Raw genomic sequence first — 18,032 nt, 5'->3', positions numbered from 1 at the left:
GCTTGTTTTTTACGTTGTTTTTGCATGAAGTTCTTCCTCCAACAATACATCTTCAAAATCCTGTACTGGTTTCTTTCGTGCAAAATAAATAATGAGAAAGGCGATTAAAAATAAACTGCCAGTGACGAAAAATACAGAAGATATACCGATATATCCACTTATAAAACCACCAAACATAGGACCGATAATATTTCCTAAAAAACGGAAGCTTGTGTTATAGCCCATTAGTTCTCCTTGTACTTCGATTAGTGCTTCTCTTCTGATTAAAGCAGTTGTGATAGGAATTAGTCCGCCAGATGCTATCCCAAATAAGAAACGAAGTACGATCAATTGCCATAGATCGGTAACGAAAGCTTGCGGAATGATAAATATAAAAGCGATGATTAGTAAAGCGGATAAGATTTTCTCATATCCAATCGAATCGCCAAGTTTTCCCCATGTTCGAGCAAACAGTAAACTACCAACCCCGGTAGCACTAAACGTAATACCTGCTAGTAAAGCTACTTCATTAGAATTCGTTAAATGCGAAACATATAAAGACAGAAGTGGCTGAATACTAAATAAGCCGATTTGAACAATCGACGTAATCATTAATACATTTAAAATGAGTCGGTGGTGAAAAATGCCGGAGATAACTGTTTTTCTCGAGAATTCATGATCATTCTTTTTCTTTTCTTTTCTAATCTCTTGAATTCCGAAAATAACGAGCAGTGCAGCGATTGAAACAGCAGAAGAGGTAATGATAAAGGTGTATTGAAAACCGAAAGTGTCTGCCAAAAATCCGCCCATTACTGGACCGAAAAGTGTACCAGATACACTACCCATTTGTAGTGTTCCCATGGTTTTCCCAGCTATATTTCTTGGAGTTTGTGCGCTTATGAAAGCTAGTGAAGTAGGGATAAATCCAGTAACAATTCCCATAAATAAACGAAGCACAAAAAATGCTTCGACGGAATGAACGAAGCCCATTAAAAAGACGCATGTTGCGATACCAAAGCCATTAATAATGAGTATTGGCTTGTACCCATATTTATCCGCAATTCTTCCCCAAACGGGCGACATTAAAAAGGCAGTAACGAAAGTAACCCCGAACACGAGCCCTGCCCATTTTTGAACATAGCTTTCCGAAAAGTCACCCATACTGTTTATATATAATGACAAAAAGGGCATAATCATTGTCATTGTGCCCGATACGAGAAAGTTAGAAAACCACATGATCGTAAAGTTTCTCTTTTGTACGCTCATCGAAATCCCTTCTTTCTTTTTATTAACGTACTTTATAGTCACATACTATTATAGAACATTTCGAGTGACTAAGAAAGTTAGATACTTTGTCACTGAAATTAAGAAGCTTGTATGGTAAAATAATTTGGGGTGAATAAGTCGTGAAAAAGTTACTTATATTCATGTTAATATGTACCGTATTTTTCTTAGGCGCCTGTGGAAAAACTGCCACGGAAGCACCGAAAGAGGAAGTCGTAACGGAAGATGAAACAGCTGAAAATACAAATTCAGAACAACAAGGAGAGATTGGCGTGTATCCACAACTAAGCACAGAAGTAGCATCAAACGAGGCTTTAGTTATTATGCATACATCTATGGGAGATTTGAAGATCAAACTATTCCCGGAATATGCACCGAAAACAGTAGAAAACTTTTTAACACATGCCGAAAATGGTTATTATGAAGGCATCATTTTCCATCGCGTTATTCAAGATTTTATGATTCAAGGTGGCGACCCAACTGGAACTGGAATGGGTGGCGAAAGTATTTATGGACAAGAGTTTGAAGATGAATTCTCGATGAATTTATTTAACTTAAGAGGCGCATTATCAATGGCAAATGCTGGTGCTAATACGAATGGTAGCCAATTCTTCATCGTTCAAGCGTCTGAGCCACCAGCAACAGTGGAACAATTAACAGCAGGTGGATGGCCTGAAGAAATTGCAGAAGCGTATGCAAAAAATGGCGGTACTCCACACCTAGATCAAAAACATACCGTTTTCGGACAAGTTATTGAAGGTATGGACATTGTTGATCAAATTGCAGCGGTAGAAACAGGGGCACAAGATAAGCCAGTAACAGATGTTACGATTGAGTCCATTGAAGTTATTCAAAAATAAGTAAGGAAGTGTAAAGATGTTTACTTTTTTACAACCAGCGTTCCTTTATTTGTACTTTCCCGAAGATAAAACAGAATATATTCCAGTAGTACTTGAATTTCTTATATTATTGGTTATTTGTATATTTGTTTTCCGATGGTTCAAAAAGAAATCAGCTAGGGATGCAGAAAAAGCAAAAGTACTAGAAGAAAAGATTATGAAAATGCGAAAAGAAGAACTAGAAAAGCAGTCATCTCAATGAGGTGACTGCTTTTTAATATTTAATAACTATTCCAATGCTTTCGCAAAACGAGCGACACCATCTTGTATAGTTTCAAATGGACAAGCGCAGTTCATTCGCAAAAATCCATCAGCTGCTTGACCATATTTCGTGCCAGGTTCCAATGCAAGTTTCCCTTTTGTTAACAAACGCTCCATTATATCTTGCTCAGAAAGTCCGGTATCTCGATAATTAATCCATAATAAGTAAGTGCCTTCTGGTTTTACTACTTGGATTCCATCTATTTTGGATAAATGCTCTACTGCATAATCCATATTAGAAGATAGAACTTCCATGAGTTCTTCTAACCATGGTTCGCCTTCTTCATAAGCTGCTTGTAAGGCAGTTAAAGCAAAAATATTTAATCCCATTGCGCCACGTTTCGTAGAAAAATGCTCCAATACTTTTCGCTTTTCTTCATCTGGTACGATAGTAGCCGCCGCTTGAATTCCAGCGATATTAAATGTTTTAGTAGGCGCAAAGAAAGTAATAATATTCGAAGCATCTTCTGCAGCATTTAGCAAAGGTGTATGTTTAAATGGTTTATAGGTGAGATCTGAATGGATTTCATCCGATAAAATAAGGACATCATATTGTTTACAAAGTGCGGCCATTTGTTGTAAATCTTTTTTGCTCCATACTTTTCCACCTGGATTATGTGGGTTACATAAAATAAATACTTTTATCCCTTGTTGTAAGCACTCCTCAAAAACATTGAAATCCACTTCATATGCGTTATTTTTTTCTGACAGACGGCATGTGATGACTTCTCGTCCTAAGTTTTGAGGGATACTTGTGAATGGAGGATAAACAGGAGTATGGATAAGTACTTTATCACCTAGTTCTGTAAATGCTTCAACTGCTTCAGCCATGGCTGGTATAACCCCTTGGCGAAATAATATCCATTCATTATTAATTGTTAATTGATGTTTGTTTAAAAGCCAATTAGTCAGGGCAGATTTTGCTTCGTCAGGTGTAACGGCGTAACCAAAAATAGGATGTTCCATACGTTTATGAATAGCATCTCTAATAACTGGTGCAATAGCAAAATCCATATCCGCAATCCACATAGAGAGCACATCAGATGAATCCTCCAGTGAATATATTTGATCAAGCATGTCCCATTTTACAGAAAATGTGTTTCTTCGATTATAAACAGTAGAAAAATTAGACAAAGTAATTTCCCCTTTCAATTTGAGATTATTATGTTATTATAACCCTAACCAATAAAACTAGTAAGGTGAAACTAAATGGACACAATTGAGATGAATAGAAAAGCAGTTTGGACGCTACAAGAGTGGGATCCGTTCAATCTTGGAGTAGACAGTTATGAAACAGAAACAGCTGATGTTGTTGCTGATTTACAAAATATCGATCATCCATCAGAGCTCGCCAAACGAATTCAAGAGATTTATGAGCACTCGTTCGAGGAGTGGATTCCACTTGAGAAATGTGTAGAGATTTCATACAAGTTAATTGCCTTAAAATATGAAATGAAATGCATAATTTAATAAAGAAAAAGCTTTCGGTTTAGTTTAACAAACCGAAAGCTTTTTTTGTTTTACGCCTCTTGTAGACCATCTAATAAATTAGATGCTGGGACTTCTAATGCGTTCGATAATTTTAAAATAGTTTGTACAGATGGTGTTTCGTTACCTGATTCATATGCTTCTAGTTTTCCAGTTCCAATTCTTGTTTTTAGGGCAAGTGTTTCTAATGAAATATTGCGTTCTTCTCTGAGTTGACGTAATTGTTCATGCAATTCTTTTTTCATGCAATGATCCACCCCTTTAAAAGTCTTAATTGTTACTATATTATAGCACAATTCTTTTTAGAACAGCTTTAAAGTATTGTCAGAAAAAGTACTTTTTTTACAAAAACAATTTAATGATCCCTTGCACAAATATGATAAAAATTGCAATAGGAGCAGCAAAGCGAACGATAAAATACCATGCTTGGAACATTGGTTTATTTAGTAGCAACTCATTGGAAAGGTCCGTTTTAGATAATTGGTACCCTGCAAATATAGAGGTAAATAATGCACCTATTGGTAGTCCGAAGCTGCTAGTGATAAAGTCTGCAAAATCAAAGATCGTCATTCCTAAAATATGAGCATCCGAGAGCACTCCAAATGAAAGGGCACTAGGAATTCCAACTAAGAAAATAATAAAACCATAAATCCAAGATGCTTTTCTACGGCGTTCGTAGTTAGAGCGAATGCCGATCGATACGGATATTTCTAACATTGAAATAGACGATGTCAGCGTTGCAAATAATAGTAAGACAAAGAAAATAATCATAAAAAATGCACCAAACGGTATTTGTTCAAATACTGCTGGCAAGATGATGAATGCTAAACCAGGTCCTTGATCGGGCGTATATCCAAGTGCGAAAACAGCGGGGAATATGACGAGACCAGCTAATATTGAAACCCCAATATTCATCAGTGCAACGTTTAAAGCAGAACTTCCCAGTTTTTCTTCTTTCGATAAATAAGAAGCATACGTGATCATCACGGCCACTCCCACACTTAATGAGAAGAAAGCTTGTCCAAGCGCTAGCAAAATGGTTTTTCCATTAAAATAAGACCAATCTGGGACAAACAAGAATTTAATCCCTTCCATAGCACCTTCTAAAGTTAAAGATCTGACCACAAGTGCGATGAAAAAGACAAATAATAGAGGCATCATCCACTTACTAGCTCGCTCAATACCACCTTTAATACCGCCTTGCACGATCCATATCGTTAACAGCATAAATGCTCCTTGTGCGATAATCACTTCCCAAGGATTTTGGATGATGGAACCGAACAACTCACTGAAATAGTTTTCGCTTCCGCCTTTCAGTTTAAAAAATATAGATCGCACTAAATAGCTTAAAATCCATCCACCAACTACACTATAAAAGGATAAAATAATAGATGAAAATATTAATCCAGACCAACCTAGCAGGTACCAAGGTTTTCCAGGTGCTTGTTTTTTAAAAGAAGTGACTGGATCTGATTGTCCACGTCTTCCGATTACAAACTCTGCAAGTAAGATAGGAAGTCCAATTAACAGTGTACTGATGATGAAAAGTATAAGAAAGACACTACCACCATTCGTACCTGCCATGTACGGAAACTTCCAAATAGCCCCTAAGCCGATTGCACTTCCGGCTGCGGCTAATATAAATCCAATTTTCGAGCCGAAATGATCTCGTTTTGCCAAAAATAACTCCTCCTTCAAGTAGAACGGTCTTATTGTACACGAGGTTAAAGAGAAAATATAGACTAATTTATGAAACATCCTAGAACTATCTTTCGTATCACCTATACAACAAGAGAGAGTGAGGGGGAAAAATGCTTGATAGCGATTTAATCATGCGTGCACAAAAGGGCGATAAAAAGGCGTATGCAGAGCTAATCCAAATACATCACCGAACGGTAGAAAAGTTTGCCTATCAGTGCGGAGTGAAAGTAAATGACCTACCAGACGTTACCCAAGAAGTATTTGTAAAACTATATCGCTTTTTGCATCAATTCAAGCATGAGCGTTTTACGACGTGGTTATACAAAATTACATTGAATACAACTAGAGACTATTACCGTAAAGAATCGCGAGAAAAAGCGAAAGAAGAAAAACTGTCCAGAACTACTGCAGCTTATAGTGCAAAATCAGCAGAAGACAGAGTCCTAGTCTTTGAAGAAGACCAAGAACTACACAAGGCAATTCAGTCGCTAGATGAAAAATATCGCCATCCTATTATTCTTTTCTATTTCCATGAATTGTCCTATGCACAAATAGGCGAAGTACTAAATGTTCCAATTTCAACGATCAAAATCAGATTACTTCGAGCAAAAGGTCATTTGAAAACGGCCTTGGAGATGAACGGAGGTGCTGAACATGGACGATAAACAACTAGAAGAACGCTTACATTTACTAAAAGAATCATATGAGCGGACTCCAGCAGAAATAGATGTAGACAAAATATTAGACAAATTAGATGAAGTACCATATGAAAAGACAAACAAAGGAACGAAATGGCAGCGTGTGACAGTTTGGGCTGTAAGTATCGCAAGTGTTTTTATTATTACTATTCTTGGAGCGAGTTTTTTATATGATGAGACCAATATAACTACAGATGAAAAGGAATATACAGAGCAAGATATTGAGAAATTAGTACAAAGCTATACAGCAGAAAGGCAAGAGCGTCAGAAAAAACTTGAAATGTCAGAAGAATCGTTTTCAAGTTTAGGATTTGTCCGGTACGCAGACACTATATTTTCAGCCCAAATCAGCCCAGGTACTTTAGAAGGGAAAAATGATAATCTCTCCATAGAGGAAGCTTATGAAAAAGCCATAGAAGGATTAAAGCTTCCTTCCGAAATGGTGGAAGATGTGAAAAAGAAAGGAAAGTTGAATGCACAAGAAAGTATAATTTTTGTAGATGATTTCATTGCTAAAACGGAGTATTTGATAGAATACTACGATTTTCAACTTTGGGAACATAAAGAGGTACTACAAAAAGCCACAGTAAATGATAGACCAAGTGCACATGTATTTATTTCGAAGAGAAATGAAATGCCAGAAGATATACAAACTTTGATCAAAATATTACCAGAGCAAGGTTTAAAAGTGGCGATAAATAATGAAGAGAACGGCTTCCTTATTCGCCCAGCTTGGAATATTTTTTACGGAGATATAAAAAATGCTTTAACAGAGCATGAGTTTTCGTATTTGGCTCTTTATAGCGACATGCCTGGATACGATGGTTTAACGACGTTATTGCGAGAACAGCACGTATCTTCTTTAAGTGCTTATTTAAGCACTATAGAAAAAACTTTGTTAAGCACGGATGACTCATCAGCTATCCATCACAGATTTGAGAATTATTATTTTGAGTTAACGAAACACTTGTTATTTCCAGAAGATTTAAGTGAAGTATTTAACGAAAATAATGAAGTCCAGCCATATGCGAGAACGGTTTGGGAATCACTAGGCAATCTATCAGGAATTTCACCTTTAGGCACTTTCTTTAAACCATTAGTTACTTCGATGGAGGCTAATGGATGGAAATATAACGCTACCTATAAAGAGTTAAATATGGAACAACTAAGATCCTATTACATTCAAGCTCTTGATGGAGAACTTGATATTAAAAAGTTGGATTGGGAAAGTATTTTACCGCAATCACTAATTAGCAATCTCCCTGATGCAATTGACCATAATGGATTTGGGGAATTATATGATAAGTTTAATGAAGATTTTGATCCACTAGTATTACATGGTATTGATCCAATGCTTATTGCTCTTTTATATGAATACGCAAGCATTCAAAACAATCATGAAATGATGTGGAATTTAATAAGTGAAGCAGCTATTTTAAGTTGGAATAAGGAGGCCTTTTTAGAAGAGCCAACTGTGAGAATTAGTATTCCACAGTCAGCGGACAGTATGTATTATCATTCGTTTCAAACTAAAAAGGAGAAAGGAATATTAACGACAACATTAGGTACAGAAATAGATGGGAAAATAGAATTTTATATCCCATTTAGATTGGATAGCGACGATATTTGGCGTTTAAATATTTCCAAGTATGTTAGCGTGGATGAAACAAAGGAGTCTGAAGTAGATGTGAATGATGATTTTATTCAACGTGTGCACGTTTTATACAAACAGTTTGCAGAAAAGCATGATCAGAAAGTTTTGAAAGATACAACAGCAAGTGAAATTGTTGGTCTATATTACTATACAGAACAGCTCGAAGACTTTGAGACCCAGTATGAGTTATATATTAAAGGAGATAAGCATTTAACCATTTCGAAAGAAGAGTTTTTAAGTGCAGAACATCCGACTCCAATAAAGGTTACAAAATTGTTTACACATATTAGATTTGAAGAAAGAGAAGTAACAAATTCCGCAGAAGGTAGATCAGGTGTTGCGTATTTAACTGTTCACCCGGATCAGCTAGAGGGAGAAAGAGACTTTATGTTAGGATTCCAGCTCATTCACACTGAAAATGGTTGGCGAGCTGCCTTCATGCCAACTCAGTGAATTTTGCTAGGGGACTTACCGATATGTTATAATTTACCGTGACTATAACGTATATAAAGAAAGTAGGAAACGGGTATTATGACAAAAATTTATAAGGTAGGAGATGTGGTCACGGGCAAAGTAACTGGCATTCAGCCTTACGGAGCATTCGTTAGTTTAGATGAACATACACAAGGACTTGTGCATATTTCGGAAATAACCTATGGATATGTGAAAGAAGTAGCTGAGTTTTTAACAGTTGGTCAAGAGGTCGATGTGAAGATTCTTGAGATAGATGGCGAGGCCGGAAAAATTAGTTTGTCTATTCGAGAGCTACAAGAAAAACCGGTTATTCCTAAAAGAGAAGATAAACCTCGTAAAACACTTCAAGCCCGTGTAGACGAACACGATGTCGAAGGCTTTAACACACTAAAAGAAAAACTAGGCGAATGGATAAAAAAATCAATCTAACCGCTCTTTGGTCAACAAAAAAATGGAAGCAACTCTTATTGAGGGGTGCTTCCATTCTTTATTTTACGTAATCGATATTGTAAGTTTTGACGACTCATTCCTAGAGCTTCCGCAGCTTTCGTCACATTACCATCGTATTTATCCATTGCCTTTTGTAAATAATATACTTCCGCTTCGCGTAAATAAGCATCTAAGGGAAGTAATTCTTTATCAGACGATACAACAAAATCCTCTGCTTTTTTTGACGTTTCATTAAAATCCTGCACCTTTAACTTAAAATGTAAAGGCAACATATCGATTCTCAATACACTCTCCGTTGTAATCATCGAACTAATCTCATCTAAAAGTAATTCTAATTCTTTTAAATTTCCGGGCCAATCATAGCTTAAAAAAGCTTGAATAACTTCTTCTTCAATTTCTTGAATAGTAGAGCCATAACGGTTTAAATAACGTTGAAAATAATCTTCCACAAAAGGTAATATGTCATCCGTTCGTTCGCGGAGCGGCGGAATATTAATGGTGACGGTAGTAAAAAAATAATATAGTTCCTTGCTTAATTGTTTTTTGGCGATCAAATCAATGGGGTCTAACCCAATACTTGCGATATATAAATTTTGACTATCGCTATTTGAGCTTAAAATGTCCAACAGCTTATTTTGTAAGTCAATGGATAATAAATCGATTCTTTCACAAAATATAGTGCAGTTAGTTAAATGCGCTAGTTCTTTTTCGAATTTATGGATCAAATGCATATCTGAACTATGACAATACAAACTGATAAATTGTTCATTTGGAGGAGAAAGCTGATGGTGAATCGCCTCAGCGATCAAGTCTTTGCCAGTACCTGCTTCTCCTGTAAGAAGTACGGGCATTCGTACATGGGCTGCTTTAATAGATCGTTCCTTTACGTCTTTCATAAGCTGGGAAGCGGCCGTAATGGTGGAAAGGGTAATCGCTTCGTTATATCTTTTTAAAGGCTGGTAGATGAGCCGTTCTAATGTCGTAATATCTCGTGAAAATTCAATAGCCCCAATCAGTTTATCATTTTCAAAAACAGGGTACGTATCATTGATTGTAGTTATTTCTTGCCCATTTCGATTCCAATATGTTTGTTTGACACGTAATATTGATTTTTTACTATGTAACACTTTTAGTAAAGTACTCTCTTGCTGTTCGAACTGAAAAAGATCCAATATAGAGCGATCGACTACATCAATGGAATCCAACCCTTCGATTTCTTTCATTTTTTCGTTGTAAATAATCGTCTTACCTAACAAGTCAACAGCGTGAATTCCCACAGATACGTGCTCTGTAGCAAATTTATAAAAAGGGAGAAGCTTACACAATTGATCATTCATCTAGCTCACCTCAAAAATATTTTAACATTTTAAAATTTAATACTTGAAAAACGCAACAATCTTTTGCATTATTATATATGTAAATGATTTATAAACGCAAATTATTTTTGCACTAACTATTAAAGGAGGATTTACATGTTACCTTATAAACACGAACCATTCACAGACTTCTCGAAAGAAGAAAACAAACAAGCGATTAAAGAAGGATATAAAGTAGTTGAATCATACTTGGGCGAAGAGTATCCATTAATCGTCGGTGGAGAGCGTATTACAACAGAAGGTAAAATCACTTCTTATAACCCAGCAAACAAAGAACAAGTAGTAGGTGTTGTTTCAAAAGCAACAAAAGACATTGCTTCAAAAGCGATGGACATTGCAGATGAAACGTTTAAAACATGGAAAAAAGTAAAACCAGAAGTACGTGCAGATGTACTTTTCAAGGCAGCAGCAATTATGCGTCGTCGTAAAGCAGAATTCTCTGCATTACTTTCAAAAGAAGCGGGTAAAACGTGGGTTGAGGCTGACGTTGAAGCTGCAGAAGCAATCGATTTCTTAGAATATTATGGTCGTCAAATGCTACGTTTAAAAGATGGCGTTCCAGTGGAAAGCCGTCCGGGCGAGTACAACCGTTATGACTATATTCCATTAGGAGTGGCAGTAGTTATTTCTCCTTGGAACTTCCCATTTGCGATTATGGCTGGTACTACAGTTGCAGCATTAGTTGCTGGTAATACAGTATTATTAAAACCTGCATCAACGACACCAATCGTTTCTTATAAATTTGTTGAAGTATTAGAAGAAGCTGGTATGCCTGCTGGAGTAGTTAACTTCATTCCTGGATCAGGTGCTGAAATTGGTGACTTCTTAGTAGAACATCCACGTACTCGTCTAATCAGCTTCACTGGTTCACGTGATGTTGGTTTAGGAATTGTGGAAAAATCTTCTAAATTGGCGGATGGCCAAATTTGGATTAAACGTACGATCCTTGAAATGGGTGGTAAAGATACGATCGTAGTAGATAAAGAAGCTGACTTAGAATTAGCTGCACAATCTATCGTGAAATCTGCATTCGGTTTCAGTGGTCAAAAATGTTCTGCATGTTCACGTGCTGTAATCGTGGAAGATGTATACGATCAAGTTGTAAATCGAGTAGAAGAGTTAACGAAAGCATTAACTGTTGGTGTTCCGGATAATGATGAGCACTTCGTTGGTCCAGTAATCGATGGTTCTGCGTTCAATAAAATTATGGAATACATTGAAATTGGTAAAGGAGAAGGTCGTTTAATCGCTGGTGGTACTGGTGATGATTCACAAGGTTACTTCATTCAACCGACTGTCATTGCAGACCTTTCTCCAACTGCGCGTATTATGCAAGAAGAAATCTTCGGACCAGTTGTTGGACTTACAAAAGCTAAAGACTTTGATGAAGCAATTGAAATTGCAAACAATACAGAATACGGCTTAACAGGTGCTGTTATCACAAATAACCGCATGAACTTAGAAAAAGCTCGTGAAGATTTCCATGTAGGGAACCTTTACTTCAACCGTGGGTGTACAGGAGCAATCGTTGGATATCAACCATTTGGTGGATTTAACATGTCCGGTACAGATTCAAAAGCTGGCGGTCCTGATTATATCGTTCTGCATATGCAAGCAAAAACAACTTCTGAAATGCTTTAATCAGTATTAAAGTTTACCAAATAGGCAGACACATCTGGGATGAGTCTGCCTATATTAAAAATCTGGGGGAATGAAGATGACGAACTCACAACATGTGATTGAACAAACAGATAAATTTGGTGCAAATAACTACAACCCACTTCCAATCGTTATTTCGGAAGCAGAAGGGGTATGGGTTAAAGATCCAGAAGGCAATAAATACATGGATATGCTTTCTGCATATTCTGCAGTGAACCAAGGGCATCGCCATCCTAAAATTATTCAAGCGTTAAAGGATCAAGCTGATCGTGTTACTTTAACATCTCGCGCATTTCATAATGACCAATTAGGGCCATGGTATGAAAAAGTGACTGAAATAACAGGAAAAGAAATGGTATTGCCGATGAACACTGGAGCAGAAGCAGTAGAAACTGCGTTTAAAGCTGCACGTCGTTGGGCTTATGATGTAAAAGGCGTTGCAGAAAATCAAGCAGAAATCATTGCATGTAATGGCAACTTCCATGGTCGTACAATGACAGCAGTATCTCTTTCATCTGATCCAGAATACAAACGTGGCTTCGGACCAATGTTACCTGGTATTAACTTAATCCCTTATGGAGATTTAGAAGCACTTAAAGCTGCTATTACACCGAATACTGCAGCATTTTTAATCGAACCTATTCAAGGGGAAGCTGGAATTCTTATTCCACCGGCTGGATTTATGAAAGCTGCTTACGAATTATGTAAAGAAAATAATGTGCTATTTATAGCAGATGAGATTCAAGCAGGTCTTGCTCGAACTGGTAAAATGTTCGCTTGTGAATGGGAAGATGTAAATCCGGATATGTATATTTTAGGTAAAGCACTTGGTGGTGGCGTATTCCCAATCTCATGTGTAGTTGCAGACCGTAATGTACTTGGGGTATTTAATCCAGGATCACATGGTTCTACTTTTGGAGGAAATCCTTTAGCATGTGCTGTTTCTGTTGCTTCATTAAATGTGTTAACGGAAGAAAAACTTGCAGAACGTTCATTAGAACAAGGTGAGTACTTCATGAATGCGTTAAAAGAAATTCAACATCCTTCTATTAAAGAAGTTCGTGGACGTGGATTGTTCATTGGTATGGAGTTAACTGAAGAGGCGCGCCCATATTGTGAGCAGTTGAAAGAACTAGGTTTATTATGTAAAGAAACGCATGATACTGTTATTCGTTTTGCACCACCTCTAGTGATATCAACAGAAGAACTAGATTGGGCTATAGAAAAAATAAAAAAAGTATTTAGCAATCAGTAAATCTTAGACAAATAGCAAGTAATATATGTTACAATGATTCCGAAGAAATAATTATGAATTAAAGAGGCGAAATAATCAAATGGCTGAAAATTTAAACCTGTTCACATCAACCCAGGCTGTCATTAAAGAGGCTCTGCAAAAATTAGGTTATGACGAAGCAATGTATGAATTACTAAAAGAACCACTTCGCATGATGGAAGTACGTATTCCGGTAAGAATGGATGACAATACGGTAAAAGTATTTACTGGCTACCGTGCTCAACATAATGATGCAGTTGGACCTACTAAAGGTGGGGTTCGTTTCCATCCGGCGGTAACGCAAGAGGAAATGAAAGCACTTTCTATGTGGATGACTTTGAAAGCTGGAATCGTTGACCTTCCATATGGTGGAGGTAAAGGTGGAGTAGCTTGTGATCCACGTGAAATGTCTATGGGAGAAATCGAACGATTAAGTCGTGGTTATGTACGTGCGATTGGTCAGATCGTAGGACCAACAAAAGATATTCCGGCTCCAGATGTGTTTACAAATGCACAAATTATGGCATGGATGATGGACGAATATAGTCGCATGGACCAATTCAACTCGCCAGGCTTTATTACAGGTAAACCACTTGTACTTGGAGGATCACAAGGTCGTGACCGCGCTACAGCACAAGGTGTTACCATCGTTATTAATGAAGCAGCGAAAAAACGTGATATCGACATGCAAGGTGCACGTGTAGTAATCCAAGGTTTTGGTAATGCTGGAAGCTTCTTAGCTAAGTTTTTAAGTGACCAAGGTGCAAAAGTTATTGGTATTTCTGATGCTTACGGGGCGTTACATGATCCTAATGGTTTAGATATTGATTATTTATTGGATCGCCGTGATAGCTTTGGTACAGTAACAACATTATTTGAAAATACAATTTCTAACCAAGAATTATTAGAGTTAGATTGTGATATATTAGTTCCAGCAGCAATTGAGAACCAAATTACCGCTGAAAACGCGCATAATATTAAAGCTACTATTGTAGTAGAAGCTGCAAATGGTCCAACAACTTCTGAAGCTACTAGAATCCTTTACGATAGAGGTATTTTATTAGTTCCTGACGTTTTAGCTAGTGCCGGTGGAGTAACCGTATCTTACTTTGAATGGGTTCAAAATAACCAAGGTTATTACTGGACTGAAGAAGAAGTAAATGAAAAACTAGTGAAAAAAATGGTAGAAGCATTTGAAAATATTTATGAAGTAGCAACAACTCGCAACATTAATATGCGTTTAGCAGCTTATATGGTTGGGGTACGCAGAACGGCAGAAGCATCACGCTTCCGCGGTTGGGTATAATAATTTGTCACATGTAAAAACCGCTTGTAAAGTACAAGCGGTTTTTACTATCATGAAAGTAGATAGATTTAAAGGAGGAAGTTTCAATGAATGCATTCTCATTTTATAATCCGGTTAAGTTAATATTCGGTAAAGGGCAATTAGCTAAATTACCAACAGAGCTTGCTAGTTATGGGCAAAAAGTGCTTGTAGTTTACGGCGGAGGTAGCATTAAGAAAAATGGTCTATATGATCAAGTGATGGTTGCTTTAAAAGAAGCGAATATGCAAGTATTTGAATTACCAGGGGTGGAACCGAATCCTAGACTTTCTACAGCAAAACGCGGAGCAGAAATTTGTAAAAAAGAAGGAATTGACGTTGTATTAGCTGTTGGTGGTGGTTCTGTAATCGATTGTACGAAACTCATCGTAGCTGCTGCAAAATATGATGGAGATGCTTGGGATTTAGTGACACGTAAAGCAGTACCTAAAGAAGCACTTCCTTTCGGGACGGTTTTAACATTAGCAGCGACCGGTTCGGAGATGAATTCTGGTTCTGTTATTACTAATGAAGAAACACAAGAAAAGTATGGATGGGGAAGTCCACTCGTTTTTCCGAAATTTTCGATTTTGGATCCCGTACATACATTTTCGGTTCCGCTGGATCAAACAGTTTATGGAATTGTCGATATGATGTCTCATATGTTTGAACAATATTATAATGAAGCAACAAATACGCCGGTGCATGATGAGATGATTGAAGGTGTCCTTCGTGCTGTGATTGAAACGGCACCGAAGTTAGTAAAGGATTTGGAAAACTATGAGCTACGAGAAACAATTTTATACGCCGGCACATTAGGATTGAACAATTTCTTACGAATGGGTTATATGGGAGACTGGGCTAGCCATAATATTGAACATGCTGTTTCAGCTGTGTATGATATTCCACATGCTGGTGGCTTGGCAATTATTTTCCCTAGATGGATGCGTCATAATATGCATGTGAATCCTGAACGTTTTGCAAAATTAGCCGTAAATGTATTTCATGTGGATCCAACTGGTAAGTCGGCAGAGGAAGTCGCACTTGAAGGTATTGATCGATTAGTAGCGTTTTGGACTTCACTCGAAGCACCGACTAACTTAGCAGACTATAATATAGATGACTCCAAAATAGATCTAATGGTTGAAAAAGCAATGGTCAACGGTGAATTTGGTAATTTTAATAAGTTAGACGCTGAGGATACAAAAGCAATATTAACTGCATGCCTATAAAAAAGAAAACACATGAGAGAGCAAATGCTCAATCATGTGTTTTTAATATTGTCTGTTTATCTCTATGAGTGGTCCATGTTCTAATACCGTCATCCTCATCGAACGCGATGGTGACGTCTGTTACCCCTTGCTGATTTAAAATAATTTCTTTTAACACATCATGTATATCATCTACTTTGGCGAACGAAAGAGTTGGATCAATTTCTGCAATTAACTTGACATGCAAAAATTCTCCTTCTTTAATTACTTCCAATTCTTTAATATCTTTTACATTTGGATTTTCGGATATAACGTGGGCAATATGGACAAGCATTTGCTCATCTGTTTCTCCTAAAACCCCTCTTGCATTGTCTAAAAATACTTTTCCTACTACATAAAACATCATAACTCCGATGAGTATGGAAGCAATTCCTTCTGCTTGCAAAAATCCTGTAAAATGTGAAATCAATACAGCGATAAATGCAAGCACACCTCCAGAGGTAGCTACTAAGTCTTCCATAAATACAAGTTTCGTTGCTGGTTTGGCACGATTTAAATGTGCAAAACTCGTCGTCAGTGGAGCAAGTAACCCACCTTTTATATTAACATCGTGTAAAATTTCTTTTCCGGCTTTATATAATACAGCAAATTCTAAAATAATCGAAATTCCTAAAACGATCAAACTAATGGCAAATCCACTAGAAGCAGTTGGATGTTGAATATGATGCCATCCTTCTTTAATTGTCTCGTAAGAAAGGATACCAACTAAAAGTACAGCTCCTAAACAAACGAGATTGACTAAGCGACCAAATCCGTTAGGAAATCTGGGAGTAGGGGCTTTCTTTGATAAGGCGGAACCGATAAATACGAAAAATTGATTCGCTGCATCCCCGATGGAGTGCATCATTTCTGCAAACATTGCTACATTTCCCGTAAGAAAGAATGCACCTGCCTTTAATGCGGCAATAATAGTATTAACAATTGCGGCAGTTAGAGAAGGTTTATTTCCTCCTTTTAGTAGTTTAAAAAATTCACTCATATTTATGACTCCTTTCGTCATATAGATTCAACTTCCACAGTCTCTATAAACGTTTGTTTTTTTATTGTATTATAAAATTCCACCGTATTTTTTTTAGTTACTACTGATAACCGCAAGTCTATTTCATGTTTGATGATATTATTGTCTAAAACAACATCTTTTATCCGAATACCTTCTATATGAAGCCCGCTTGCTTGAAGGAAATCGTATACCTTTTCGATATTTTCAGTATTTGAAACGATTACGATTAACGATAATTCTTTTGACCTCAATCTTTTTGGTCCAATTTTAGCCAGCAATGGTGGAATTATTTCAATGCCGATTAGAACCAGACAAACACTAAATGCGGCTTCAAAGTAAAAACCAGCTCCTACCGCAATACCGATCCCGCCAGCTCCCCAAATCATGGCTGCAGTCGTAAGACCAGTAATACTATCATTCCCTCGACGAAGAATTACCCCTGCACCAAGAAAACCAATCCCGCTTACAATTTGAGCAGCCAAGCGAAGAGGATCCATTGTGATGTTTATATTTTCGTTAGAGTGGGCTTTGTATGCGGATTCGATCGATATGTATGTGAGTAAACAACTAAATGTAGCGATAACGATACTTGTTTTTAAGCCAACTGGTTTCTTTTTTAATTCCCTTTCTATACCTATTATTAAACTTAATAGTGCAGCAACAGTTAATTTAAGGATTATTTCTGCGCTCCCACTTATGTTTGGTAACCATTCCATTATGTATTCCTCCTCTATTCTTTAATTGGTAAGTTGAGTATTTTATATAATATGAGGAAAAATATCGACTTATATCATAATAAATTCTTTAGAACTCTATTGATATGTAATACCCAAGAATAGCAAGTTTAATCCACTTAGTTACTGTGCGTACCTAGTTTTATAAGTAGTACTGAATAGAATTTATAAATTTATTGAAGTTTTTTTAGAAAAAGGGTTGCTTTTTGTTTTATAAAAAGGTATATTAATACATGTCCTTCGGAACGACAATCAAACAATTTGAAATGTTTCAAAAAAATGTTTGACATCTAATCCGAAAGAAGTTATACTAATAAAGTCGTCAAAAAGAAACGACAACATGAACATTGAAAACTGAACATGCAAAACGTTAAGACATATAGCTTATTGATTAATTTCATAAGCAAACAAATTTGACATCATTTAATGATGATGCCAGCAAAACAACATGAGCTTTTTAAGTTCTCTATTATGGAGAGTTTGATCCTGGCTCAGGACGAACGCTGG

At 36.8% G+C, this 18,032-nt stretch carries 17 protein-coding genes; 10 read left to right on the top strand and 7 right to left on the bottom strand.

All coding sequences use genetic code 11. The annotated features are described in order from the left end of the window. Positions 1-9: 9 nt before the first annotated feature. Entirely contained in the window at positions 10-1,245 is a 1,236-nt protein-coding gene (locus ACIQ38_RS09440) for an MFS transporter (RefSeq protein ID WP_402821447.1), read from the bottom strand. 140 nt (positions 1,246-1,385) lie between these two features. Between ACIQ38_RS09440 and ACIQ38_RS09435 the strand changes: the two genes are divergently transcribed. Next, entirely contained in the window at positions 1,386-2,123 is a 738-nt protein-coding gene (locus tag ACIQ38_RS09435; RefSeq protein WP_402821444.1) for a peptidylprolyl isomerase, read from the top strand. A gap of 16 nt (positions 2,124-2,139) precedes the next feature. Beyond that, positions 2,140-2,364, top strand: coding sequence for a hypothetical protein (locus ACIQ38_RS09430; RefSeq protein ID WP_402821441.1), 225 nt, complete (start codon positions 2,140-2,142; stop codon positions 2,362-2,364). Positions 2,365-2,390: 26 nt separating this feature from the next. On the opposite strand, the gene ACIQ38_RS09425 is transcribed toward ACIQ38_RS09430, so the two are convergent. After that, a complete protein-coding gene (locus tag ACIQ38_RS09425; RefSeq protein ID WP_402821438.1) occupies positions 2,391-3,557 on the bottom strand; it encodes a MalY/PatB family protein in 1,167 nt (388 codons plus the stop codon). 75 nt (positions 3,558-3,632) lie between these two features. Here ACIQ38_RS09425 and ACIQ38_RS09420 point away from each other — a divergent pair, with 75 nt between their 5' ends. Then, the gene (locus ACIQ38_RS09420; RefSeq protein WP_093269698.1) at positions 3,633-3,893 is read left to right on the top strand and encodes a DUF1871 family protein; all 261 of its coding nucleotides are present in this window, start codon (positions 3,633-3,635) and stop codon (positions 3,891-3,893) included. A gap of 50 nt (positions 3,894-3,943) precedes the next feature. Here the strand turns inward: ACIQ38_RS09420 and ACIQ38_RS09415 are convergent, their stop codons facing one another. Both ACIQ38_RS09415 and ACIQ38_RS09410 read right to left on the bottom strand, forming a co-directional pair. After that, entirely contained in the window at positions 3,944-4,156 is a 213-nt protein-coding gene (locus ACIQ38_RS09415; RefSeq protein ID WP_402821434.1) for a helix-turn-helix domain-containing protein, read from the bottom strand. A 97-nt stretch (positions 4,157-4,253) separates the two neighbouring features. Further along, positions 4,254-5,591, bottom strand: a complete 1,338-nt coding sequence (locus ACIQ38_RS09410; protein ID WP_402821432.1) for a sodium-dependent transporter — start codon at positions 5,589-5,591, stop codon at positions 4,254-4,256. A 131-nt stretch (positions 5,592-5,722) separates the two neighbouring features. On the opposite strand from ACIQ38_RS09410, the gene ACIQ38_RS09405 reads away from it, so the two are divergent. From ACIQ38_RS09405 to yugI, 3 genes are all read left to right on the top strand, one after another. Beyond that, complete coding sequence (locus tag ACIQ38_RS09405) at positions 5,723-6,277, top strand: RNA polymerase sigma factor (RefSeq protein WP_402821429.1); 555 nt, start codon at positions 5,723-5,725, stop codon at positions 6,275-6,277. Then, complete coding sequence (locus ACIQ38_RS09400; protein WP_402821426.1) at positions 6,267-8,417, top strand: hypothetical protein; 2,151 nt, start codon at positions 6,267-6,269, stop codon at positions 8,415-8,417. Before ACIQ38_RS09405 ends, ACIQ38_RS09400 begins: the two co-directional genes overlap by 11 nt. Before the next feature lie 78 nt (positions 8,418-8,495). Then, complete coding sequence (yugI, locus tag ACIQ38_RS09395; protein WP_402821423.1) at positions 8,496-8,867, top strand: S1 domain-containing post-transcriptional regulator GSP13; 372 nt, start codon at positions 8,496-8,498, stop codon at positions 8,865-8,867. 35 nt (positions 8,868-8,902) lie between these two features. Here the strand turns inward: yugI and ACIQ38_RS09390 are convergent, their stop codons facing one another. Then, positions 8,903-10,225 (bottom strand): AAA-type ATPase lid domain-containing protein, encoded by a 1,323-nt coding sequence (locus ACIQ38_RS09390; RefSeq protein WP_402821420.1) that lies wholly within the window; start codon positions 10,223-10,225, stop codon positions 8,903-8,905. 135 nt (positions 10,226-10,360) lie between these two features. Between ACIQ38_RS09390 and pruA the strand changes: the two genes are divergently transcribed. From pruA to ACIQ38_RS09370, 4 genes are all read left to right on the top strand, one after another. Then, positions 10,361-11,905 carry an L-glutamate gamma-semialdehyde dehydrogenase gene (pruA, locus tag ACIQ38_RS09385; RefSeq protein ID WP_402821417.1) on the top strand — a complete coding sequence of 515 codons (1,545 nt, stop codon included), beginning with the start codon at positions 10,361-10,363 and terminating at the stop codon, positions 11,903-11,905. Positions 11,906-11,981: 76 nt separating this feature from the next. Then, positions 11,982-13,178, top strand: coding sequence for an ornithine--oxo-acid transaminase (locus ACIQ38_RS09380; protein WP_402821414.1), 1,197 nt, complete (start codon positions 11,982-11,984; stop codon positions 13,176-13,178). A 79-nt stretch (positions 13,179-13,257) separates the two neighbouring features. Next, entirely contained in the window at positions 13,258-14,502 is a 1,245-nt protein-coding gene (locus ACIQ38_RS09375) for a Glu/Leu/Phe/Val family dehydrogenase (RefSeq protein ID WP_402821411.1), read from the top strand. An 86-nt stretch (positions 14,503-14,588) separates the two neighbouring features. Beyond that, complete coding sequence (locus tag ACIQ38_RS09370) at positions 14,589-15,752, top strand: iron-containing alcohol dehydrogenase (RefSeq protein ID WP_402821408.1); 1,164 nt, start codon at positions 14,589-14,591, stop codon at positions 15,750-15,752. Between the two features lie 28 nt (positions 15,753-15,780). Here the strand turns inward: ACIQ38_RS09370 and ACIQ38_RS09365 are convergent, their stop codons facing one another. Further along, the gene (locus ACIQ38_RS09365; protein WP_402821406.1) at positions 15,781-16,770 is read right to left on the bottom strand and encodes a cation diffusion facilitator family transporter; all 990 of its coding nucleotides are present in this window, start codon (positions 16,768-16,770) and stop codon (positions 15,781-15,783) included. A gap of 17 nt (positions 16,771-16,787) precedes the next feature. Continuing rightward, positions 16,788-17,507 carry an MgtC/SapB family protein gene (locus ACIQ38_RS09360; RefSeq protein WP_402821404.1) on the bottom strand — a complete coding sequence of 240 codons (720 nt, stop codon included), beginning with the start codon at positions 17,505-17,507 and terminating at the stop codon, positions 16,788-16,790. Positions 17,508-18,032: the final 525 nt, after the last annotated feature.

The sequence above is a fragment of the Psychrobacillus sp. NPDC096389 genome, assembly GCF_044762855.1.
Classification (GTDB): domain Bacteria; phylum Bacillota; class Bacilli; order Bacillales_A; family Planococcaceae; genus Psychrobacillus.
Note: the sequence above shows the minus strand (reverse complement) of the source record. Positions and strands in the feature narration are given on the sequence as shown.